This window comes from Defluviitalea raffinosedens (genome assembly GCF_016908775.1).
In the GTDB taxonomy this organism is placed as follows: Bacteria; Bacillota; Clostridia; order Lachnospirales; family Defluviitaleaceae; genus Defluviitalea; species Defluviitalea raffinosedens.
The window spans coordinates 75,107-98,308 of sequence record NZ_JAFBEP010000004.1 but is presented as its reverse complement, the minus strand read 5'-3'; the positions used below and the strand labels follow the sequence as shown (position 1 = coordinate 98,308).

At 33.2% G+C, this 23,202-nt stretch carries 24 protein-coding genes; 23 read left to right on the top strand and 1 reads right to left on the bottom strand.

Annotated elements, in window-relative coordinates:
* Positions 1-10 precede the first annotated feature (10 nt).
* The gene (locus JOD07_RS04800) at positions 11-823 is read left to right on the top strand and encodes a MerR family transcriptional regulator (protein ID WP_204612560.1); all 813 of its coding nucleotides are present in this window, start codon (positions 11-13) and stop codon (positions 821-823) included.
* Positions 824-874: 51 nt separating this feature from the next.
* On the opposite strand, the gene JOD07_RS04795 is transcribed toward JOD07_RS04800, so the two are convergent.
* Complete coding sequence (locus JOD07_RS04795; protein WP_158738944.1) at positions 875-2,404, bottom strand: YifB family Mg chelatase-like AAA ATPase; 1,530 nt, start codon at positions 2,402-2,404, stop codon at positions 875-877.
* 194 nt (positions 2,405-2,598) lie between these two features.
* Between JOD07_RS04795 and dprA the strand changes: the two genes are divergently transcribed.
* The 22 genes from dprA to fliY all read left to right on the top strand — a co-directional run bounded on the left by dprA (position 2,599) and on the right by fliY (position 23,115).
* Positions 2,599-3,726: a DNA-processing protein DprA gene (gene dprA / locus JOD07_RS04790; RefSeq protein ID WP_158738945.1), complete on the top strand. Its 1,128-nt coding sequence runs from the start codon at positions 2,599-2,601 to the stop codon at positions 3,724-3,726.
* Positions 3,727-3,738: 12 nt separating this feature from the next.
* The gene (topA, locus tag JOD07_RS04785) at positions 3,739-5,808 is read left to right on the top strand and encodes a type I DNA topoisomerase (protein ID WP_204612558.1); all 2,070 of its coding nucleotides are present in this window, start codon (positions 3,739-3,741) and stop codon (positions 5,806-5,808) included.
* Positions 5,809-6,121: 313 nt separating this feature from the next.
* The gene (gene codY / locus JOD07_RS04780) at positions 6,122-6,901 is read left to right on the top strand and encodes a GTP-sensing pleiotropic transcriptional regulator CodY (RefSeq protein ID WP_158738947.1); all 780 of its coding nucleotides are present in this window, start codon (positions 6,122-6,124) and stop codon (positions 6,899-6,901) included.
* A gap of 306 nt (positions 6,902-7,207) precedes the next feature.
* Positions 7,208-7,585, top strand: a complete 378-nt coding sequence (flgB, locus tag JOD07_RS04775; protein ID WP_180322420.1) for a flagellar basal body rod protein FlgB — start codon at positions 7,208-7,210, stop codon at positions 7,583-7,585.
* 15 nt (positions 7,586-7,600) lie between these two features.
* Positions 7,601-8,041, top strand: coding sequence for a flagellar basal body rod protein FlgC (gene flgC / locus JOD07_RS04770; RefSeq protein ID WP_158738948.1), 441 nt, complete (start codon positions 7,601-7,603; stop codon positions 8,039-8,041).
* Positions 8,042-8,070: 29 nt separating this feature from the next.
* Positions 8,071-8,379, top strand: coding sequence for a flagellar hook-basal body complex protein FliE (fliE, locus tag JOD07_RS04765; protein ID WP_158738949.1), 309 nt, complete (start codon positions 8,071-8,073; stop codon positions 8,377-8,379).
* A gap of 47 nt (positions 8,380-8,426) precedes the next feature.
* Positions 8,427-10,067: a flagellar basal-body MS-ring/collar protein FliF gene (gene fliF, locus JOD07_RS04760; protein WP_204612556.1), complete on the top strand. Its 1,641-nt coding sequence runs from the start codon at positions 8,427-8,429 to the stop codon at positions 10,065-10,067.
* A gap of 6 nt (positions 10,068-10,073) precedes the next feature.
* Complete coding sequence (fliG, locus tag JOD07_RS04755; RefSeq protein ID WP_158738951.1) at positions 10,074-11,087, top strand: flagellar motor switch protein FliG; 1,014 nt, start codon at positions 10,074-10,076, stop codon at positions 11,085-11,087.
* Positions 11,080-11,820, top strand: coding sequence for a FliH/SctL family protein (locus tag JOD07_RS04750; protein ID WP_204612554.1), 741 nt, complete (start codon positions 11,080-11,082; stop codon positions 11,818-11,820). Before fliG ends, JOD07_RS04750 begins: the two co-directional genes overlap by 8 nt.
* Before the next feature lie 20 nt (positions 11,821-11,840).
* Positions 11,841-13,154, top strand: coding sequence for a flagellar protein export ATPase FliI (gene fliI, locus JOD07_RS04745; protein ID WP_158738953.1), 1,314 nt, complete (start codon positions 11,841-11,843; stop codon positions 13,152-13,154).
* Between the two features lie 23 nt (positions 13,155-13,177).
* Positions 13,178-13,618: a flagellar export protein FliJ gene (gene fliJ / locus JOD07_RS04740; RefSeq protein ID WP_158738954.1), complete on the top strand. Its 441-nt coding sequence runs from the start codon at positions 13,178-13,180 to the stop codon at positions 13,616-13,618.
* Between the two features lie 17 nt (positions 13,619-13,635).
* Entirely contained in the window at positions 13,636-14,376 is a 741-nt protein-coding gene (locus JOD07_RS04735) for a MotE family protein (protein ID WP_204612552.1), read from the top strand.
* A 19-nt stretch (positions 14,377-14,395) separates the two neighbouring features.
* Positions 14,396-15,799, top strand: a complete 1,404-nt coding sequence (locus tag JOD07_RS04730) for a flagellar hook-length control protein FliK (protein ID WP_158738956.1) — start codon at positions 14,396-14,398, stop codon at positions 15,797-15,799.
* A gap of 32 nt (positions 15,800-15,831) precedes the next feature.
* The gene (locus tag JOD07_RS04725; protein ID WP_243144507.1) at positions 15,832-16,632 is read left to right on the top strand and encodes a flagellar hook capping FlgD N-terminal domain-containing protein; all 801 of its coding nucleotides are present in this window, start codon (positions 15,832-15,834) and stop codon (positions 16,630-16,632) included.
* 16 nt (positions 16,633-16,648) lie between these two features.
* The gene (locus tag JOD07_RS04720) at positions 16,649-17,041 is read left to right on the top strand and encodes a TIGR02530 family flagellar biosynthesis protein (protein WP_158738958.1); all 393 of its coding nucleotides are present in this window, start codon (positions 16,649-16,651) and stop codon (positions 17,039-17,041) included.
* A 94-nt stretch (positions 17,042-17,135) separates the two neighbouring features.
* A complete protein-coding gene (locus tag JOD07_RS04715; RefSeq protein ID WP_204612550.1) occupies positions 17,136-18,473 on the top strand; it encodes a flagellar hook protein FlgE in 1,338 nt (445 codons plus the stop codon).
* A 107-nt stretch (positions 18,474-18,580) separates the two neighbouring features.
* Entirely contained in the window at positions 18,581-18,784 is a 204-nt protein-coding gene (locus tag JOD07_RS04710; RefSeq protein ID WP_158738960.1) for a flagellar FlbD family protein, read from the top strand.
* Between the two features lie 10 nt (positions 18,785-18,794).
* A complete protein-coding gene (locus JOD07_RS04705) occupies positions 18,795-19,589 on the top strand; it encodes a motility protein A (RefSeq protein ID WP_204612548.1) in 795 nt (264 codons plus the stop codon).
* Between the two features lies 1 nt (position 19,590).
* Positions 19,591-20,367: an OmpA family protein gene (locus tag JOD07_RS04700; RefSeq protein ID WP_158738962.1), complete on the top strand. Its 777-nt coding sequence runs from the start codon at positions 19,591-19,593 to the stop codon at positions 20,365-20,367.
* A 20-nt stretch (positions 20,368-20,387) separates the two neighbouring features.
* The gene (locus JOD07_RS04695; protein ID WP_158738963.1) at positions 20,388-20,882 is read left to right on the top strand and encodes a flagellar basal body-associated FliL family protein; all 495 of its coding nucleotides are present in this window, start codon (positions 20,388-20,390) and stop codon (positions 20,880-20,882) included.
* Between the two features lie 41 nt (positions 20,883-20,923).
* A complete protein-coding gene (gene fliM, locus JOD07_RS04690) occupies positions 20,924-21,910 on the top strand; it encodes a flagellar motor switch protein FliM (protein ID WP_158738964.1) in 987 nt (328 codons plus the stop codon).
* Entirely contained in the window at positions 21,910-23,115 is a 1,206-nt protein-coding gene (gene fliY, locus JOD07_RS04685; RefSeq protein ID WP_204612546.1) for a flagellar motor switch phosphatase FliY, read from the top strand. Before fliM ends, fliY begins: the two co-directional genes overlap by 1 nt.
* The last annotated feature ends 87 nt before the right edge of the window (positions 23,116-23,202 follow it).

The window sequence follows — 23,202 nt, the reverse complement described above, 5'->3', positions numbered from 1 at the left end:
AGGTTTATATATGTATACAATCGGAGAATTCTCCAATATTGGAAAAGTCTCAACTAAGATGCTTAGACATTATGACAAAATAGGTTTATTAAAACCTAACTATGTAAACCCTGATAACGGATATAGATTTTATACAAAAGATCAGGTTCAAATAATTTTGCTCATTAATAAATTGAAAAGATATCAATTTTCCCTACAGGAAATAAGTAATCTTATTCATAACAGCAATGACAATAGAACACAATTAATTAAGTTGCTCAATGAAAAAGTTAAAAATATTAATACACAAATAGCTCTTTACAAATTTTTATTACAGGACATTGAAGACGAAATAAAAAGATTGAAAAATGGAGGAGATATTATGCCATCAAAACGTAATTTTGAAATAAAGATTGATGAACAGAAAGTAATTAGTGTTGTTAGTATAAGAAAAACAATCAATATGGAAGAGATAGGAAGTGTAATAGGAAAAGCATTTCAAACCATTCATGAGAATGGATTAGAGTCTGCAGCACAGGTTATGACAAAATATTATGATGAAAATTTTGATCCTGAGAGTGCAGATATAGAAATATGTATTCCGGTAAATAAAACCATACAAAACCTAACTAAAGACTTTGGAGGATTCACTTATGTTCATACAACTTATGTTGGCCCATATTCTGAAATAGGAGAAGCATATGCATATCTGACAGATTGGATAAAGGATAATGATTATGAAATTATACAGCCACCTTTTGAGAAGTATATAAAAGGTGCGGAATCAGGATGTTCTCCAAAAGAATTTATTACAGAAGTTTGCTTCCCAATAAGAAAAAAATAAAAAATTGATAGGTTTATAACTAAGAGCTTACAAATCATTTGTAAGCTCTTTTTATGCCCAATATTTTCTGTCCAAACTTCTGTATTGTATGGCTTCACTCAAATGATGCAATTTTATATTTTCTTCTCCATCTAAATCCGCGATGGTTCTTGCTACTTTTAAAATCCTATGGTATGCTCTGGCACTTAAATTTAACTTTTCAAAGGCGGTTTTAAGTAAATTCCTTTCGGTATCTCCTAGGGAACAATATTTTTCAATTTGAGCAGCAGATAATTGCGAGTTAAAGAAAATCGACTCATCTTTATATCGTTCTTGTTGAATTTTTTGGGCTTTTAATACTCTTTTTTTAATACTTAAAGAAGATTCGCTTTTTTCCCGAATATCTAAATCGGAATATTTAACAGGAGATGCTTCTACTTGAAGATCTATTCTATCCAGCAGCGGCCCTGAAATTTTCGATAAATATTTTTTTATTTGATCTGGCTGACAGTGGCATTTTTCTTCGTCTCCTAAATAACCGCAAGGACATGGATTCATTGAGCAGACCAACATAAAACTGGCAGGGTATGTAAGGGTCGCATTGATTCTTGATATTGTAACCTCACGATCTTCTAAAGGCTGTCTGAGAACTTCCAACACATTTTTATTGAATTCTGGCAATTCATCCAGGAATAACACACCGTAATGGGACAGGCTTACTTCTCCGGGTTTAGGAATTCTTCCGCCTCCAATAAGTGCAGTATTTGAGATCGTATGATGAGGAGCACGAAAAGGTCTTGTATTAATTAAAGCTTTTTTATTTGGAAGGAGTCCTGTAACACTATATATTTTGGTGATTTCAATACTTTCTTTAAAAGACAAATCTGGTAGAATTGTAGGCAATCTTCTGGCCATCATAGTTTTACCAGAACCCGGAGGGCCTATCATTAATATATTATGAGAGCCTGCTGCAGAAATCTCCAGAGCTCTTTTGACATGAACCTGTCCTTTAACATCTGAGAAATCCAAATTTGAATTCACACTGTTTTGCATTATTGAATTCACATCTACTGTAGTTTTAAAAAGAGGTTTTTCATTTTGTAAATGCAGTATAACTTCTTTTAATGTACGTACACCCATTACTTCCATATTTTCTACTAAAGCACCTTCTTCAGCGTTTTCGTAAGGAACAATACATTGGGTAATTCCATTCTGAGATGCTGAATATACCATTGGCAAGATACCATTAACGGGTTTGACGCTTCCATCCAGGGACAATTCTCCAACTATCATGGTTTTATTTAAAATATCTGCAGGAATAGGTTGACTGCAGCTTAAGATACCTACAGCAATAGGTAAATCAAAGGCTGAGCCTTCTTTCCTGATATCAGCAGGTGCTAAATTCACTGTAATCCTTTTTATAGGAAATAGAAATTCTGAATTTTTAATTGCAGCTCGAACCCGCTCTTTTGCTTCACGAATAGAGGAATCCGGAAGACCTACTAAATCAAAACCTGGTAGGCCCTCGCTTAAATCCACTTCTACGTCTACAAGGTATCCGTTAATACCATAAAGAGTGCAACTTTTTACCTTACTAATCATTTTAATCTCCTTCCAAAAGTTTAATTTCATCAGAAGTATTCCACATTTTTACATTTAATAAACTCACTAGATCAATGAGTGTTGAAATATATGGGAATGATGGTAAAATTGATATCGTTATATTTTTGAAAATTAAGAATACAGCTGGAATAAAAATATACAAATAGGAGAATATGAATAAGTAAAGAATATGAATGGGTGATATCGTGAAGGAAGAAATGAATCGAACTCTTTACTGGATTTGGATAACAACAATAAAGAGATTAAAAAAAAGTAGAGTTAAGCAACTGTTGGATTATTATAAAACACCTGAAGAAATTTGGAGAGAAGACTTAGGATTTTTAAAGGATCATTTTAAATTAACCGATGAAGAAGTATCTTTATTAAAAAATTCTAAGAGTCCCAAAATACTAAAAAAATGGATTAAAGAATTAGAGCAAATGGGTATATCTTATTATTCAATTGATCACCCTCTTTATCCAAGTATTCTAAAAAATATTGCTGATCCTCCTCTTGGGATTTATGTTAAAGGAAAGATGCCATTCTTTGATAAAGGTTTCCTGGCGATCGTTGGAACCAGAAAATGTTCTGAATATGGAAGAAGAGTAGCTAAAAAATTAGCACAAGAGCTTTCTCATAAAGGTTTTGGAATTATTAGCGGTCTGGCAGAAGGAATTGATGCAATGGCTCATAAAAGTACACTTGAAGCTGGAGGATTTACAGCAGCAGTAGTTGCAAACGGACTTGATCTATGTTATCCAAAATCTAATACTCAATTAATGGAGGAAATCGAGGAAAAAGGTGTATTAATTTCGGAATATCCTCCTGGAACAAGACCTATTCCAGTTTATTTTCCCACAAGGAATAGAATAATCAGTGGTCTTAGTCAAGGTGTTATTGTAATAGAAGCTGGAGAAAAGAGTGGTGCTTTAATAACGGCGGATTTAGCCTTAGAGCAAGGGAAAGAGGTTTTTGCAGTACCTGGAAGTATTTTTAGCAGTACGAGTAAAGGTACTCATAAACTTATTCAACAAGGAGCAAAACTTGTTACGGATATTGAAGATATAGTATGTGAAATTAGTACTAATTTTATCAATAATAAGGCTAATGAAAATTTGCAATATGAAGGTAAAATAACGAATAGACTTGCAATAGAAGAAAATATAGTATATGATTGTATAAGTTTTGAGCCTTCCCATATTGATGTATTATCTGTTAAAACTCATTATCCTGTAGATAAACTTCAGGGGATACTTACTCTTTTGGAATTAAAAGGATTAATACAACAACTGCCGGGTAAAAGATTTGTTCGAAATCAGTAATGGAGGGGTATTATGGCAAAATATTTAGTGATTGTAGAATCACCAGCAAAAGCAAAAACCATTAAAAAATTTTTGGGGAAGTCTTATAAAGTAGAAGCTTCTATGGGGCATGTAAGGGATTTGCCTAAAAGTCAAATGGGTGTAGACATAGATGATAATTTTGAACCAAAATACATTACGATTAGAGGTAAAGGTGAATTACTCAGCAAATTAAGGAAAGAAGCGAAAACTTCTGATAAGATTTATTTAGCGACTGACCCTGATCGAGAAGGAGAAGCGATTTCTTGGCACTTATTTCATGCTTTAAAATTAGATGATAAAAAAACTAGCAGAATAACATTTAATGAAATAACCAAAAATGCTGTGAAAAGTTCTATTAAAGAAGCAAGAAAAATCGATATGAATCTTGTAGATGCCCAACAAGCCAGAAGAGTATTAGACAGAATTGTTGGATATAGTATAAGTCCTCTTCTTTGGAAAAAAATACGAAAAGGTCTTAGTGCTGGTAGAGTCCAATCTGTTGCATTACGATTAATTTGTGACAGGGAGGATGAAATAGATAATTTTATTCCTACGGAATACTGGAGTATTGAAGCAGAATTTATTACTCCTTTAAATAAAAAATTTGAAGCAAAATTTTATGGGTTAAAAGATAAAAAACTTGAAGTAAATTCTAAAGAAGAAGCAGATGTAATTATTCAGGAAGTCAAAAAGCAGCAATTTAAAGTAGAAGAAGTTAAAAGAGGAGAACGTATTAAAAAGCCTGTTGCTCCTTTTACAACCAGTACGCTTCAGCAAGAAGCATCTAAATACTTAGGATTTTCTACTCAAAAAACTATGAGAATTGCCCAACAGTTATATGAAGGCATTGACTTAATAGGTGAAGGAACAGTTGGTCTTATCACTTATGTTCGTACAGATTCTGTCAGGATTTCTCAGGAGGCTCAGCAGCAAGCCAAAGAGTATATTGAACATACCTTTGGAAAAGAGTATTTAAACTTAAATCCTTCAGAATACAAAGGAAAAGGAAAAACTCAAGATGCTCACGAAGCAATAAGACCTACAGACATTAACAGGCATCCAAAAGAAATCATAGATTCTTTGTCGAAAGATCAGTATAAGTTATATGAACTAATATGGCAGAGATTTACTGCGAGTCAAATGGCTCCAGCAAAATATGATACATTTTCTGTTAAAGTAAGTGCAGGAAAATATATTTTTACAACTTCTGGTTCGTCTCTTAAATTTGATGGCTTTCTTGCAGTATATAACAAAGAGCAGGAAAAAGAAGAAATCACTGATTTTGAAATAAAAAACAATGATTTGTTACAGTTAAATACTTTAGAGGGCAAGCAACATTTTACACAGCCACCTGCAAGGTATTCTGAGGCTTCATTGGTAAAAACTTTAGAAGAAAATGGAGTAGGAAGACCTAGCACGTATGCGCCCACGATTACTACTCTTTTAGCTAGGGGATATGTAGTAAAAGAAAACAGAGTTCTTTATCCAACTGAGCTAGGAGAGATTGTGAATGATATTTTAAAAAATTACTTTAAGAGTATTGTGGATGTAGAATTTACAGCTCAAATGGAAGAGCAATTGGATGAAGTTGAGAGTGGAGAAATTCATTGGAGGAAAATTATTCAAAGTTTTTATCCAGATTTCAAGCAATCATTGCAAATCGCAGAGCAAGAAATAGGTAATATTGATTTGGAAGAAATTACAGATGTCATTTGCGAAAATTGCGGGAAGAATATGGTTGTCAAATATGGTAGATATGGTAAATTCCTTGCATGTCCTGGATTTCCTGAATGCAAAAATACTAAGCCATTATACGAAGAAGCAGGGGTGAATTGCCCTGAGTGTAATGGTAAAGTAATTATTAAAAAAACGAAAAAAGGGCGTAAATATTATGGATGTGAAAACAATCCTGAGTGTCAATTTATGTCTTGGAACAAACCATCAGGTGAAAAATGCCCGAAATGTAACAGTTACTTAATAGAAAAAGGGAAAAAAACACAGAATATAGTTTGCAGCAATTCTGAATGTGGATATATTCATATTAGTGAACATAATGAATGAAGAATTTGTTTAAATTTAGAAAAAATATTTTATAGTTAAGAAATAAAAAAAGTTAACTTTTTATTAAAGCTTATTAAAAGATATTGTTTTTTTAAAGAATCAGTGTTAATATATATTTAAAAGAAAAAAGTCATTATTTAGAAAAATTTAACAATTAAGTTGACTATGTCAGCTTTCTTTTTTTGATGATTGCAGATTGAGGTGAAACCATTAAAAAAATATTTGTAATTGTATAAAGTAAGAATTTTGAGAACATAATATTAGACAAATAATACAAATAATAATCAGAAAGAGTAATTAAGGAGGAAAGTAAATGTCAATTGAATTATTAGAAAAGACAAGAAAGTTAAATCGTTTATTGCAGCGCTCTGGTTCAGACCCAGTTATATTTAATGATATATGTAAAGTATTAAGTGAAGTTTTATCTTCTAATACGATGATTGTTAGTAAAAAAGGTAAGTTTTTGGGGGTATATTATACTAACCCCTCTAATGCACTATTTAGTTCAGAAGAAGAAATAATAGGAAAGTTTATTGATACTCAATTTAATGAGCAGCTTTTAAATATTGTAGAAACTAAAGAAAATATACCATTATCTGAGTTTTACATTAAAGATGTTGAAAAGGACATAATTGGGAAATATACAAGTACTATTATTCCTATCAGTGCTGGTGGTGAAAGATTAGGCACTCTTCTATTATATAAAGAATCAGGAGAATATATTACAGAAGATTTAATATTAGGAGAATATGGAGCAACTGTGGTTGGATTGGAAATACTTCGTTCCCAAAGCGAAGAATCAGCGGAAGAAGTTAGAAAAGCCACAATTGTGAAATCTGCTATAGGTACTTTATCTTATTCAGAATTAGAAGCAATACTTCATATATTTGAAGAGCTCAATGGATCAGAAGGATTGCTGGTGGCAAGTAAAATAGCTGATCGAGTTGGTATTACAAGATCTGTTATTGTCAATGCTCTTCGAAAGTTTGAAAGCGCTGGTGTAATTGAATCTCGTTCTTTAGGTATGAAAGGAACATACATAAAAGTACTTAATGATGTTCTTTTAGAAGAACTAGATAAGTTAAGAAAGTAAATTAAAAGCGGCGAAAGCCGCTTTTTTAATAATTATTAGTAAAAAATATTAATACTCTATTAATAAGTTTACATAAATTACAACAGGAATAGGTCTAATTATTTAAAACAATCTTGTTGTCCTTTTTTTATTTAGTGTATATAATTAAAATAAAAGTCGTCTAAATTAGAAAAAAGTTTATAATTATTGAATGGAAAGTTATAAAAAAATGATTTCTAAAAAAACACAATACTTTATAAAAATTCAATGATTTACATTAAATTGAGATTAGTGTAAAATATGTGTATTAAAGGAGGGGGCAAAGCAATGATTTTTAATCGTCTTTACAGTAATGCTAATGTTTTGGAAAAGGCTTTGGATGCTTCATGGCTTCGTAATGAAGCGATTTCTAATAATATCGCTAATGCAGATACACCAGGATATAAAAGAAAAGATGTAGAATTTGAAAAATATTTAGAAGATGCTGTCGCATTTAATAAATCTGTGCATAAAATAAATATAAATAGCATTCAACCTAAAATTGTTACAGATAATAGTTCTTTGCAAACACGTTTAGATGAAAACAATGTAGATATTGATGTTGAAATGACTGAACTGGCAAAAAACAGCATTAAATATAATACTTTAATTTCATTAGTTTCGAAGAAATTTAAAGGAATCGATACAGTTTTAAATCTTAAGTAGAGGGGAGCCATTTAGATGTCTTTTTTTAATTCTATGAATATAAATGCAAGTGGACTTACAGCTCAAAGGCTTCGAATGGATATTATTTCGCAAAATATTGCTAACATCAATACAACCAGGACAGAAAACGGACAACCATATAGAAGAAAAACTGTATTATTTGAAGAAAGAAGCAATAGCGCATCTTTTAATTCCATTCTTAAAAATAGTATGGATCAATTCAATGGTTCCGGGGTAAGAGTATCAAGAATAGCAGAAGACAACAGTGATTTTAAGATGGTTTATGATCCAGAACATCCTGATGCAGATGAGAATGGATATGTGAGAATGCCGAATGTGAATATTATTGAGGAAATGGTAAATATGATATCGGCAAATAGATCGTATGAGGCAAATGTGACGGCTATGAATACGAATAAAAATATGGCATTAAAGGCATTAGAAATTGGACGTTAAATTTATCCATAAAAATTAGGGGGATATTTATGAAAATAGGGTCAATAGGTTGGTTTGATTCCATAAAGAAAATTGAAAGTTCAAATCAAAACCAGGTAGAAAAAAAGGGAAAAGTATTTGAAGATTTTTACAAAACTGCAATGGAAATGATTGAGCAAACAAATACATTGCAGAAAGAAGCAGATCAAATCGGACTAGATTTTGCTATGGGAAAAACCGACAATATCCACAATGTGATCATTGCTCAAGAAAAAGCTGGCATAGCCCTTCAGTTTACTGTGCAAGTTCATAATAAAGTATTAGAGGCTTATAATGAAATTATGAGGATACAGCTGTAAAAAGCTTTTTTACTTTATATATAATTGCACAGAAATGAGGTGGATAAATGCAAGAGACAATTTCCTATATATCACAGCAGATTACTGAATACTGGAATAAATTTGATAAAAGTCAAAAACTCAGGTTAATACTCATAGCTTTTTTTGTTGTTTTAACTTTAGGAATTGCAATATTTATTACCACAAGACCAAAGATGGTTCGATTGTTTAACGAAGAATTGACAGTTTCTCAAGTAGCTCAGATTAAAGAGGTACTAGATGGTGCAAGTATATATAATACTACCAATGATGAAGGAACAGTAATTCAAGTAAAGAAAAAGGATTATGCTAAAGCTAAAATGACTTTGGCTAATGAGCAAATACCTGATAATGGTTTTACCTTCGAGGATGCATTAAATAATGATATGGGGACAACTGAAACAGAAAAAAAAGCAAAGTTAAAAGAAGCAAAACAGCAGGAGCTTGAAGCTGATATAGGTGCAATCGAAGGAGTAAATAAAGCAGAAGTTCATTTGGTTATTCCAGATGATGATAATTTTTTCTTAGCTTCTACCAGAGAGGCGAGAGCCAGCGTTAAGCTGGATTTAAAAACTCCATTAAGCAATAAACAAATTATGGGAATTGCCCATTATGTTGCTGGAAGTGTAGAAAATTTAGATGTAAAAAATGTACGAGTTATAGACAATAAGGGGAATATACTTTATCTGGGAAATGAAGAGAGTCCTGGAGTAAACATGGATGAACAACAGGATAGAAAACTAGCTGCAGAAAAAAATATTGAAAGCAAAGTAATATCGATATTAGGACCATTATTTGATGATGTTAGAGTTACACCTAACCTTGTTTTGAATTTTGATCAATACAAAGAAAAACAAGAATTAGTTAGTTCTCCAATTGAAGGAGAAGACCGCGGACTTATATCTTATGAAAATACTGCATCACGAAAGACTTCTAGTGGATCCGAAGGGGAAGAACCTGGCCTTGCAGCAAATGATAATGAGATACCGGCTTACGAGATGGGAGACCAGAATAATTATCAGGCTAAAGAAGATCAAAAAGAGATTAAATATGAATTAGACAAGAAATATACAGAGTTAGAAAAAAGTGTTGGAACGATTATACCTGAGCAATCATATGTATCTGTAGTTGTCTTGCGAGATAAGATATACGATCAAGAGAAGAAAGAAAAAGAAGAAAGAACAGGCAAAGAAGACGAGTTGCAGGAAAACGAGACCTGGGAAGAGTTTAAATATCGTATCAAGTCAAGAGCAGCCATGATAGACATTGATAATGAATATCCTGAATTGGAAAACTTAGTTGCAAAGGCAGCGGGAATTAGTGTAGATAATCTTGAGATTGTCGGGTATGAGGTTCCTGTATTTATAGATAAAGAGATTCAAAAAAGGCCTTATAGTGAATACGTAATGTTAGGGATTTTATTTGCCCTTATTGCATTGTTTGCGTTTGCATTAATTAAGAAAACTGAACCTCATGAGATTACTGAAATTGAACCTGAATTATCTGTGGAAGAAATGCTTGAAAATGCACAGACGAAGCAAGAAGAAGTTGATCCTATTGAATATAATGAAGAGTCAGAAATCAGAAAGCAAATTGACAAATTTGTTGAAGAAAAACCTGAAGCAGTGGCTAGTCTGTTGCGCAACTGGCTAAGTGAAGAATGGGAGTGAACATAAATGGCAGTTGTGAGGGAGGAATATTCAGGTAAAGAAAAAGCCGCCATGCTGCTTATTGCATTAGGACCTGAAAAATCTGCAAAAATATTTAAGCATCTGAAAGAAGAGGAAATAGAGCAGCTGACTTTAGAAATTGCAAATATTCGAACCGTTTCTGCACAAATGAAAGAGAAAGTACTGGAAGAGTTTTATCAAATTTGCTTGGCACAGCAGTATATTGCTGAAGGAGGGATTTCTTATGCCAAGCAAATTCTGGAAAAAGCTTTGGGAAGCGAAAAGGCTTTGGAGGTTCTCAACAAACTTACTGTTTCTCTCCAGGTTAGACCTTTTGACTTCGTTCGAAAGACAGATGCGTCTCAATTATTAAACTTTATCCAAAATGAACATCCTCAGGCTATTGCATTAATTCTTGCTTATTTAAAACCAAGTCAGGCGGCTACCGTTCTTGCAGCTCTTCCTCAAGAGAAGCAAGCTGATGTAGCAAGAAGGATTGCTTTGATGGATAGGACTTCGCCGGATATTATAAAAGAAGTTGAAAGAGTATTAGAGAAAAAACTATCTTCGTTAGTAACAGAAGATTATACTGCAGTTGGTGGAGTAGATGCAATAGTTGAGATTATCAATTCTGTTGACAGAGGTACCGAAAAGCATATCATGGAAACATTAGAAGTTGAAGATACTGAATTGGCAGAAGAAATTAAGAAGAAAATGTTTGTATTTGAAGATATTATTACTCTGGATAACAGATCTATTCAAAGAATCCTTAGAGAAGTTGATAATAATGACTTAGCAATAGCATTAAAAGGTGCTGGAGAAGAAGTTCAAAATGTTATTTTTGCTAATATGTCCAAGCGTCTTGCTACAATGATCAAAGAAGATATGGAATACATGGGTCCTGTTCGTTTAAGAGACGTAGAAGATGCTCAGCAAAAAATTGTTAATATCATTCGAAAATTAGAAGATGTAGGTGAAATCGTTATTTCCAGAGGTGGAGGTGACGAAATCATTGTCTAATATCATCAAAGGATCTAGTGTTAAATTGAATCGTGAACAGATTGTTCACATTGACATTAGTGACAAACCAATTGAAGACATTATATTGGAAGAAGATGATAATTCTTTAGAAATCATTAAGGAAAATATTGTTTTGAAAGCCAAGCAAGATGCTCAAAGAATGATCCATGAAGCCGAGAAAAGAGCTGCAGAAATTTTAGAACAGGCGAAAAAAGATGCCATGTTTGCAAAATTGAAGATTGAAGAAGAAGGACGACAGCAAGGATATCAAGAAGGCTTTCGTCAAGGGACAGAAGAAAGTAAAAAATTAATTCATCAGGCAAAGCTAGAATTGGAAAATGCACTTAAAGAAAAAGAGAGAATGATTCGTGAAATTGAACCTCGAGTTGTAGATATAATTATTTCAATTTCAAAGAAGATTTTAGATCATGCAGTTAGTATAAATAAGCAATCTATTGTATATTTAATAAGAAAAGGCTTATCAGAACTCAAAGATCGCAGTGAAAATGTCGTAGTTAAAATATCAGAAACAGATTACGCATCGTTAATGGAATCAAATGAGGATCCATTAAGCAGTTTCGGTGTCACTGGAAAAATTGATGTAGTCAAAGATTCGTCTTTAAAGACTGGTGATTGTATTATAGAAACTCAATATGGAAATATCGATTGCAGCTTAGGTACTCAGTTTGAAGGCTTAAAACAAGAATTACTGTTAATTTTGGACAGTAAATGACATATAGAATGGGTGAGGGTTTGAACAGAATTAATATTGAAAAATATCAAAGAGTATTGGATAAAAACTATATACGATATCAAGGTAGGGTATCCCAGGTTGTTGGATTGACTATTGAATCTATTGGCCCTATTTCAAATGTTGGTGATATGTGTTTTATTCAATCACAAAATGGTGAAAATTCTGTAATGGCAGAGGTTGTAGGATTTAAAAATAATAGAATATTATTAATGCCATTGGGAGACATGGCAGGAGTTGGTCCAGGAAGTATTGTCGAGGCCTCTAAAACTGTGCTTAGTGTTCCTGTTGGATCACAATTGTTGGGAAGGGTGCTTAATGGATTAGGTTATCAAATGGATGAAAAAGAACCTATCAATTGTGATTTGCAGTATCCGATTCAAAACCAACCGCCAGACCCTCTTAAACGTAAACGTATAAAAGATATATTACCATTAGGGGTTAAAGTCATTGACGGCCTATTAACTGTAGGTAAAGGACAAAGAGTTGGTATTTTTGCGGGTAGCGGTGTCGGGAAAAGTACACTGTTAGGTATGATTGCCAGAAATGCTAAAGCGGATATCAATGTCATTGCTTTAATAGGCGAACGAGGAAGAGAAGTAAGAGAATTTATTGAAAAAGACCTTAAAGAAGATGGTCTTAAACGTTCAGTTGTTGTCGTTGCCACGTCAGATCAGCCTGCTTTAGTCCGACTTAAAGCAGCCCAGACAGCCACTGCAATTGCTGAGTATTTTCGAGATGAAGGAAAAGATGTATTGCTTCTTATGGATTCATTAACGCGTTTTTCAATGGCTCAACGAGAAGTGGGCCTGGCTATTGGCGAGCCACCTGTTACAAGAGGATATACACCTTCAGTTTTTGCTGCAATGCCAAAACTCTTAGAAAGAGCAGGTAATTCTGATAAAGGATCTATTACGGGATTATACACAGTTTTAGTTGATGGAGACGATATGACTGAGCCTGTTACAGATACAGCTCGTGGGATCTTGGATGGACATATTGTATTGTCGAGAAAAATTGCTAATAGAAATCAGTATCCTGCTATAGATGTATTACAGAGTGTATCACGTGTAATGAGTGATATTGCTAGTGCCAGACATAAGGAATTGGCTTTTAATATAAAAAGATTGTTAGCTGTCTATAGAGAAGCAGAAGATCTAATTAATATTGGTGCCTATGTTAAAGGCAGTAATGAAGAAATAGATGAAGCAGTAGATAAGTACAAAGCAATTCTTTCATTTTTAACGCAGAAAGTGGATGAAAAATACGAACTTGACGAAGTTCTGGAAGAAATGAATAAAATCGTTTCTGCTTAAAAATTAATTAGAAGGAGCAGTTTATGGGCCGATTTCAATTCCGAATGGATAATATCTTAAGTCTTAGAGAGAAATTAGAGGATAAGAAAAAGCAAGAATTTGGAGCCGCGACAAGAAAGCTTCAAATTGAAAATGAAAAGAAACAGAGTTTAATTAATGAATCAATTTATTGTTCTGAGGACTTACGTAATAGAATAAAACATCAAATTATTCCTGAAGAAATTATTTCCTATAATCAATACCTTCAGTTATTAAAAAGAAAAACTGTTGAACAAGAGAAAAGAGTAAAAAAAGCAGCACTTTATGCTGATAAAAAACGAGAAGAATTATTAGAAGCAGTTAAGCAAAGAAAGATGCTGGAAGCTTTAAAGGAAAAGCGATGGAATGAATATTTGGAAGAGTCAAATAGAGAAGAGCAAAAGATTATTGATGAAATTGTCAGCTTTAAATCTCAAAGCCGATAATGGATGGAGGCAAAAAAATGGCAAAATTAACTACAAAGACTAAAGAAAGTAAAAATGACGAAATTGAAATTCAAGAGTATAAAAAAAGTAAAAAGCCATTAATTATTACTTCCACTATTATATTATTAATTATTATAGGGATAGGGACTGTAATTCGCTTTAATATAGGAAATTTAACAGAGAAATATCTGAGAACTCATTTGGAGAAAGTACCAATCGTAAATAATTTGCTTCTTCCCAAAAAGGAAAATGAAAATAAATATGCCCAATATTCAAAAGAGGATCTCATTCAAACTATAGAAAAACTTCAAGATGAATTGGAAAAAAAGCAACAACTGCTTGATATGGATAAAGATACAATTGAAAAGCTTGAGAATGAAATTGCTAGATTGAAAGAAATTGAAGCCACACAAATTCAGTTTAGAGAAGATAAGAAAAAGTTTGATGAAATGGTTGCAACACAAAATTCAACTGAATTTTTAGAGTTTTATAAGGAAATGTATCCTGATACAGCAGCAGAAATATATGAAAGATTGATTGGTGAAGAAAAACTGATACAGGATGCAAAAAAATATGCTGAACCATTTCAAGCTATGGACCCTGAAAATGCAGCAAAACTTTTTGAAGAAATGGTCAGCACAGATATTGATTTGGTTGTTCTTATTCTTCAAAATATAGATAGTGAACAACAAGCTGCTATCCTGGGAGAAATGAATCCCACAGATGCAGCAAAAATAGTTAAAACGATGGCACCATAAGAAGAAAGGAGGGAGACAGATGAATATTCAGCTATCTACAATGGAGTTTTCTATTGGGCGAGCACAGATCAATCAAAATGTTAGTAAAAGGGAACTTTTTAATGAGAATCAGGAGAGCTTTGGAAGTGTTTTAAAAAATACTCAAAACAGTAAGCAAAATCATGATCCTGTTCAATCAGAAGTTTCAATTTCTCGAAATGAAAAAAATATTAAAACTTCCCTTCATGAAAAACATAACGATAAGGTAGAAAACTCTCAAGCACAATACACAAATAAAGACAAAGAAGTTCCAACTGAAGATGAAGTAATTGATGCACTAGCAGAAAAAACTGGTATGACTGAAGAGGAAATAGAATCAGTTTTAAACGAACTTGGAATTACTGTGTTTGATTTACTTTTGCCTCAAAATTTACAGCAGTTTCTTCAACATATTCATAATGTTGAAGATTCTATGGAATTACTTTCTATTCCAAATATCAATCAGACTTATAAAGATATTATGAGTTTATTCCAAGATCTAAAAGAGAGTTTTCCTATTCTACAAAACATAGTTGGTAGTAATGAAATATTAAAAAGTACCACGATTAATAATGAAGAAATGATGCAGATAGATTTATTTATGGAAAAACAGACTCAAGAAGAATCAGCGCAAAACATACCAACTACTTCAAATAATGTGCTTTTAGAAAAGCAATCTCAATTTGATACTAATTTTTCACAGAACAATTCTGATACTCAGTCTCAAACGGTAACTGATGAAATTACTGTAATTGATATTAAGAAAGATGAGGCTATTTCAACCAATAGTTCATCTACTTTAAGTAATGATGAATTAGAAGAAAGCGATGAAATTGGAGCTGTTAACTTAAATAACGAATTCGTTGAAAACATAGAACTCAACGGCAATAATATCATCGTTCAGCAGAATATCATATCTGATGGTCGAATCATTGAGAGTACTCAGGCTCAAATTAACCCTCATTCAGTCAATACAGAGCAGCTTATTAATCAGATGGTAGAGCATATAAAGGTTAATATCACAGAAGATACAACAGAAATGAATCTTCAGCTCAAACCAGATCATTTAGGAAACTTATCTTTGAAAATCATAACTGAAAGAGGTATTATTACTGCTCAGTTTGTTGCTGAAAGTCAAACAGTTAAAGAAATTATTGAAGCGAACTTTAACCAACTTAAAGATGTACTTCAAGAACAAGGTTTTCTTATCCAAAATTTGGAGGTTTCAGTAAAACAAGAATTTCAGGATCAAGGCTCTAATTTCATGGAGAGAAATACATCTAAGTCAGCTAAAAGGATAAGAGAAATCCTTTCTGATCTGAGTGATGATTCGGTGGAAAACTACAATGCTGAATACAATAACCCTTATAGGCGATCTGACAGCGAGATCGATTTTTCAGCATAAAGTTTCATTGCATATATTTAGGAGGTGAAATGATGGCAAATGTAAACTATGTTAGTGCTACAGATTCAAAGATCCAGTATGAAAAAGCAAGTACCTCAGCTAAAAATGAATTAGGTAAAGATGCATTTTTGCAGCTTTTGGTTACACAGCTCAGATATCAAGATCCTTTAAATCCTACTGATGATAAAGAATTTTTAGCCCAGATGGCACAATTTACTTCCTTAGAGCAAATGCAGAATATGAATCGTAGTTTTGAAGCTACTAAGGCATTTGCATTACTGGGAAAAGAAATACAGGCAACTGTCACGAATGAACAGACATCTCAGACTGAAACTGTTCAAGGAAAAGTAGAGTATGTTAAAATGAAAAATGGTGAGCCATATCTTGTTGTAGAGGGTAAGGAAATTCCTGCTTCCAAAGTGGAAATTGTAACTGAATCTGAAATTATCGGAACTGATGATCAAATCACAAATGCTTTTGAACTCATTGGTAAGGTTGTACAGTTTGCAAGAAAGAATCCTGAATCTAATGAAACAGAATATATTGAAGGAAAAGTACAACACATTAATATGAAAGCTGGCAAACCGTATGTTGTGATCGGTTCTAATGAAGGAATGATTGAAACAGCTCTGGATAGTATCGAGGGAGTTGTAGAAAAAGATTCTCTGGTGGGCAAACGCATAATGGGCTCTTACTATAACACGGAAACACAAGATTATGAAAAGATTGAAGGGGAAGTAGAATATATCTTCATAAGAGGAAGAAATACTTATGCTGTTGTTAATGGAAAAGCAATGACTCTTGAAGATATTGATAAAGTGTTTAGGGATTAGCTTAGGAGGTGATTTAATGAAAATTACCAAGAACCTCATAACACACCCTATAACTAAAAACGATCAAATAACACGAAGCAATCCATTAAATCCTGTCTATGATGGAACTTTGAGTCAGTTTGATCAAATATTAAAAGATAAACTAGCGTTGAATGACCAAGTGAAATTTTCAAAACATGCTGCTATGAGGTTAAATTCCAGACAGATAAAATTAAGTGATGAGCAAATAAAAAAATTGCAAGTGGGAATTGAAAAGGCTGAAGAAAAAGGAATAAAAGATTCCCTTGTATTAATTGATAAAGTTGCATTAGTTGTTAATGTCAGAAGTCGTACTGTGGTAACTGCACTCGATTCAAGTGGAGAAAAAGAAGCAATTTTTACGAATATCGATGGTGCTGTTATTGTATAGCTGGACCTTTTTAGAGGAGGCTTTCATCTTGGACTGATTGAAGAGATGGATGACAGCACACCAATTTAACTAATCATAAGGAGGTCGATTGATCATGATGAGATCAATGTTTTCCGGAGTTTCCGGATTAAGAGTTCATCAAACAAAGATGGATGTTATCGGTAATAATATTGCCAATGTAAATACCACGGCTTTTAAATCCAGTCGCGTGACTTTCAATGAGATTTTTAGTCAGACTCTTCAAGGAGCCAGTGGAGCAAGTGCCCAGACGGGAAGAGGTGGAAGAAACCCAATGCAGGTTGGATTGGGAGTTAATGTCGCTTCTGTTGATACACTTATGACTACTGGTGCTTCTCAAAGAACAGATAATCCTTTTGATCTAATGATCGATGGCGACGGATTCTTTGTAGTTGGCGATGAAAGTGGAACATATTTTACAAGAGCTGGTGCTCTTCGTAAGGATGATGATGGAAACTTAGTTATTCCTAATGGTATGAAAGTTAAAGGATGGCCTGCAACAAGTGATGGAACAGCAATTCAAAGAGGAAATGTAGTGGATTTAAAATTAGATAAACCTGAAAACCTAAGTGCAGCTCCGGAAGCTACAACACATCTTCGTCTTGAAGGAAATATTAGTACAGCAAACAGAAATGAACCAGTTTCTGTTGAACTTCAATTCTATGATAGTTTAGGAAATCTTTATAGTGGTAATTTTGAAATAGCATATAATTCAACTTCCGCAAAATGGGAATTGCAGATTCCTGAAGATTTAGAAATAGTAGATACTAATGGGCAAAAATATACTTTAAAAGGTCCTACTGGAGGAAGTACTATAGAAATTGCATTTGATTCCAAAGGGAATTTTGATGCGGCAAATTCCACAGGGCAAGGAATATTTACAATAGCCAATGCTGGTGGCAATGCATTTGATTTATCATCAACTACTGACCTTGTAAGTGGAACACCTATAAAATCTACTATTGGACCACTTACAGTAAATGTTACAGGTTTAACACAATATAACCAAAAAACAGATATTGATCCTCTTATGGGAGATTCTAATGGATTAGGTGCTGGCCGTGCAGCGGGCAAACTTAATGGATACAGTATAGGTTCTGATGGAATTATCATAGGGCAATACAGTAACGGACAACAAAAAATATTAGGACAGGTAGTTGTTGCAACCTTTAGAAATCCTGCTGGACTTGAAAAAGTTGGAGATAATCTTTTTGCTGCTACTGCCAACTCTGGTGAGTTTGATGGAATCGGAGAAGAACCTGTACTTCTAGGAGGAGTACTTGAGATGTCGAATGTGGATCTTTCTAAAGAATTTACAGAAATGATTACTACTCAAAGGGGCTTCCAGGCTAACTCAAGAATTATTACTGCTTCAGATGAAATGCTTCAAGAGTTAGTTAATTTAAAACGTTAAAATAAAGTTCACACACTTTAAGTCTTAAAGACTTAAAGTGTGTGGAAATTTATTATGCCTTTTTACAATAGAATTTCAAATTTATGTCATAAAAGGCGGGATTATAAATGATTAAAGTAACAAGATTAAATGATACTCAGATCGTAATCAATGCAGAGTTAATCGAGTTTGTGGAAGAAACTCCAGATACGGTAATTACTATGACAACAGGGCGCAAAATTGTGGTAAAAGAGACAATTGATGAAATTATCGGCACTGTGATACAATATAAGCGAAAAATTTACAGTCGAATAGATCATCTAGCAGAGTGAGGTGGAGTTGTTGGATATTTCAACCATAATTGGATTTATATGTGGAATTGTATTTGTTATAACATCAATAATGATTAATGGAAGATTAGGTTTATTTTTTGATCTTCCTTCTGTAATGATTACAATAGGGGGTACTTTTGCATCTGTTTTAATTTCTTACCCTTTAAATAAATTTTTAAATTCATTAAAATCAGCACGTTTAGTTTTTAAAACTCAGGAGTTTGATACTGGAAATATCATTCAAAAGATTATTGATTTAGCAAATATCGCCCGAAAAGAAGGACTGCTTGCTTTGGAAGAAGCAGCTCAGTCTATGGAAGATAAATTTTTACAAAAAGGTATATTATTAATTGTAGATGGTACTGATCCTGAATTAGTTAGAAATATTTTGGAGACAGAATTAGCTTTTGTTGAAGGACGCCATAAAGAAGTTCAAGGTTTTTGGGAGACGGTTGCTAGTCTTGGGCCTGCTTGGGGAATGATTGGAACATTGATTGGTCTTATAAACATGCTTGACCAATTAAATGACCCCTCCTCAATTGGACCTTCAATGGCAGTTGCATTAGTAACAACTTTTTATGGTTCAGTTTTAGCTAATTTCATATCCACTCCAATTGCTAATAAATTAAAGATCAGAAGCAGTGAAGAAGTATTGTTAAAAGAAGTTATGATTGAAGGACTCCTTTCCATCCAAGCAGGGGAGAATCCAAGAATCATTGAAGAAAAACTGAAAGCATTCTTATCACCAACCTTACGTGATACTGTAAATGAAAAAGATGAAGGGGAAGCAAAGGCGGGTGAATAAAATGTCTAGGAGAAAACAAGAAGAAGAAGTAAAACAAGGTGCACCGGAGTGGATGAATACTTATGGAGATATGGTTACTTTGCTCCTTACTTTCTTTGTTCTTCTTTTTTCAATGTCAACTGTAGATGCTGAAAAATTCAGAGGTTTCATTAATTCATTGGAAGGTTCTGTTGGAATCTTATCGGGAGGAAGTTCTGTTATAGGTGATGGCAGTGAAATTGGAAATGGAATCAACCAATTGCCGGATTTAGAGAAATATTTTTCAGAAACTACTGACCAAATGGATTTAAAGAGTCTTGAGGAACTAAAAAAGATGCATTCAGATATGGAAAAGTATATTAAAGAAAATCATTTGACAGAAAAAGTGGATGCAAAATTGGGAGATAATTATGTAACTTTAACTTTTAAAGATGGTGTCCTTTTTGATACTGGTAAAGCGGAGTTAAAACCAGAGGCTATTGAGATATTAGATAAAATAGGTATCCAGCTTGCAAAATATCCTAATAATAGGATTCGGTTTGAAGGTCACACAGATAATGTGCCAATCCGTACTGTTCAATTTCCGAGCAATTGGGAATTATCAGCAGCAAGAGCTATTGCAGTTGCAAAGTATTATATCAATGAGCTATCTTTTGATCCTAAACAGTTTTCAACCGAAGGTTTTGGAGAGTATTCCCCTATCGCCGATAATTCTACTGCAGAGGGGAGAGCAAAAAATAGAAGAGTAGAAATTAAAATTTTGAGCGAGTACGCATCAAATGCAGCTATTAATCAGTAATGCTTAAAGGGGGAAATACAATGGAAAAAAGCAAAATATTTATTTATTCTGTTATCGGTGTCTTATTTGCAGCTGTAATTGCTGTTTCTGTTGCATTGTCTTTTACACTAAAGTCACTCAAGTCACTTGCTGAATCAAGTCAACAGAGTGTATCGATTGCAGAAGAGAGAAAAGTAGATCCGAAAGATATCACTATTTTGTCTATTAGTGATCCTATAACTGCTAACTTGATTAGTGATAAAGATAGCGATGAAAAGCATATACTTCGTCTATCAGTCGGATTAGCTTTAGATCGCAGCCAAAAAGATTATAAATCTTTAAATGAAGAGTTAAGCGGGAAAATGGATATTTTAAGGCATATTATTATTAATGTCATCCGTAATTCAACATATGAAGAAATGCAGGAGCCAAATGTACAAGAATTAATTGGAAAAGAAATATTAAATGAGATCAAAAACGAATTTCAAACAGATACGATAGTAGATATTTACTTTGGAGAATTTTTTGTACAATAGCTTTGCAAGATATGTTAGAATAGACTATGGGAGGTGGTTAAATGGGTGAAGTTCTATCGCAAAGTGAAATAGATGAGCTGCTGAAGGCTTTGAATACAGGAGAGTTAGATGTTTCAAATATTCAAACCACTGACCGGGAAAAGCATATAAAAAAATATGATTTTGCCAGGCCTTCGAAATTTGCGAAGGAACAATTGAGAACTTTGGAAATTATTTTTGATAATTACTCTCGAATTGTATCAACGTATTTATCCGGCTATTTACGCACTCCAACTCAAATAGATGTTGTGAATGCAGAAGCAGTCACATATTATGAATTTAGTAATTCTTTAGCGAATCCGGTCATATTGTCCAGTGTAGACTTTTCGCCTTTAAAAGGATCAATTTTACTTGAACTCTCTCCTAATTTAGGATATTGCATCATAGATAGAATTTTAGGCGGTATGGGTTCAATGATTGATAAAATAAGGGAGTTTACAGAGATAGAGAGAATCCTACTAGAAAGAATTGTTGCTCAATTGGTGAACTTATTACGAGAGCCATGGGAAAATGTTATTGCAATCAATCCAAGATTAGAGAAAATTGAGACAAATTCTCAATTTGCACAAATTATATCTCCGAATGAAATGATTGCCCTTGTAACTTTGAATATGAAAATTGGCGAAGTTGAAGGGATGATGAATATTTGTATACCGCATTTGGTTATTGAACCTATAATGGATAGGCTTAATACCAAATATTGGTTCACAACTGTTGAACAAGATGATAATGTAACCTATAGAAAGTATTTAGAAAGAAGGTTAGAAATCGCAAAAATTCCCGTGAAAGCCGTATTAGGAAAAACCTATATAACCGTTGGAGAATTTATTAATCTCCAAGTTGGTGATGTTATAAAATTGGATTCATATACAAATTCCGATCTAGATGTTATGGTTGGCAATCTTTTAAAATTTCGTGCTAAACCGGGAATCTTCAAAAATAGAAATGCAATTCAAATTACTTCAATTGAGAGGAAGGAGGATGAGTAATGGGAGATATGCTTTCGCAAGCAGAAATCGATGCATTGTTGGGAGGAACTGATGCAGATTTAAGTGAATCCAATGATGCATATGGCATAGTTAAAGATATCCTTACTGATGATGAAAAAGATGCATTAGGTGAAATAGGCAATATAAGTATGGGAACTGCTGCTACAACATTGTTTACATTGTTAAATCAAAAGGTAACCATTACAACTCCAAAAGTAAAGGTTGTGACTTGGAGTGAGTTATCTACAGAGTATGTTAAACCTTTCGTAGCAATTAATGTTGAATATAAAGAAGGACTGAAGGGAAGTAATTTACTCATCTTAAAAGAGGATGATGTTAAGGTTATTGCTGATCTTATGATGGGCGGAGATGGAACCAATGTACAAGGAGAATTGACTGAACTTCATTTAAGTGCTATTAGTGAAGCAATGAATCAAATGGTTGGTTCTGCAGCTACTTCTATGTCGTCTATGTTTAATAAAAAAATTGACATTAATCCACCCCATGCATTCGTTGTAAATCTACAAGATGGCAATATGGTAGATAGTTTTGGGTTTGGTGAAGAAGGTGTTGTAAGAATAGCCTTTAAGATGGAAATAGGCAATTTAATTGATAGTGAAATTATGCAAATTCTTCCTGTTGATTTTGCAAAAGACTTAGTAAGGAATTTGATCCATTCTGAGGAAAAACAATCTCAGCAGCCTAAAAACGTGGAACAACCGGTTAATTCAAATTCAGGCACTACACCAATACAACAAGAGGGAATGATGTTTAATAATCCGCAACCGAATTTATCCTATGGTCAATACACTCAGTACACTCAACCAAATAATATGGGCTATCAAATACCTCCTACACAACAACCACAAATGATGCCTCAAAATTCTTACCAACAAAGTGTTAATGTACATCCAGCAGAGTTTCAGAGTTTTGATGTTGCTGCAGTTATGAGACAAAAAGAAAATATTGATATTATCATGGATGTACCTTTAGAAGTAACTGTTGAATTAGGAAGAACACATAAATTAATTAAGGAAATCCTTGAATTTAGTCCGGGAACTATTATTGAGCTAGATAAATTGGCTGGTGAGCCTATAGATATTCTGGTTAATGGAAAATTTGTTGCTAAAGGTGAAGTTGTTGTGATTGATGAAAATTTCGGAATTAGAATTACTGAAATCACTAATCCCGAAAATAGGATATAATAATGTACTAAGGCAAATTTTATTACTTTTGGCATAGAAATTATAAAAAAAATATATTATAATACCTATAAGTTAAACAGCTAGATA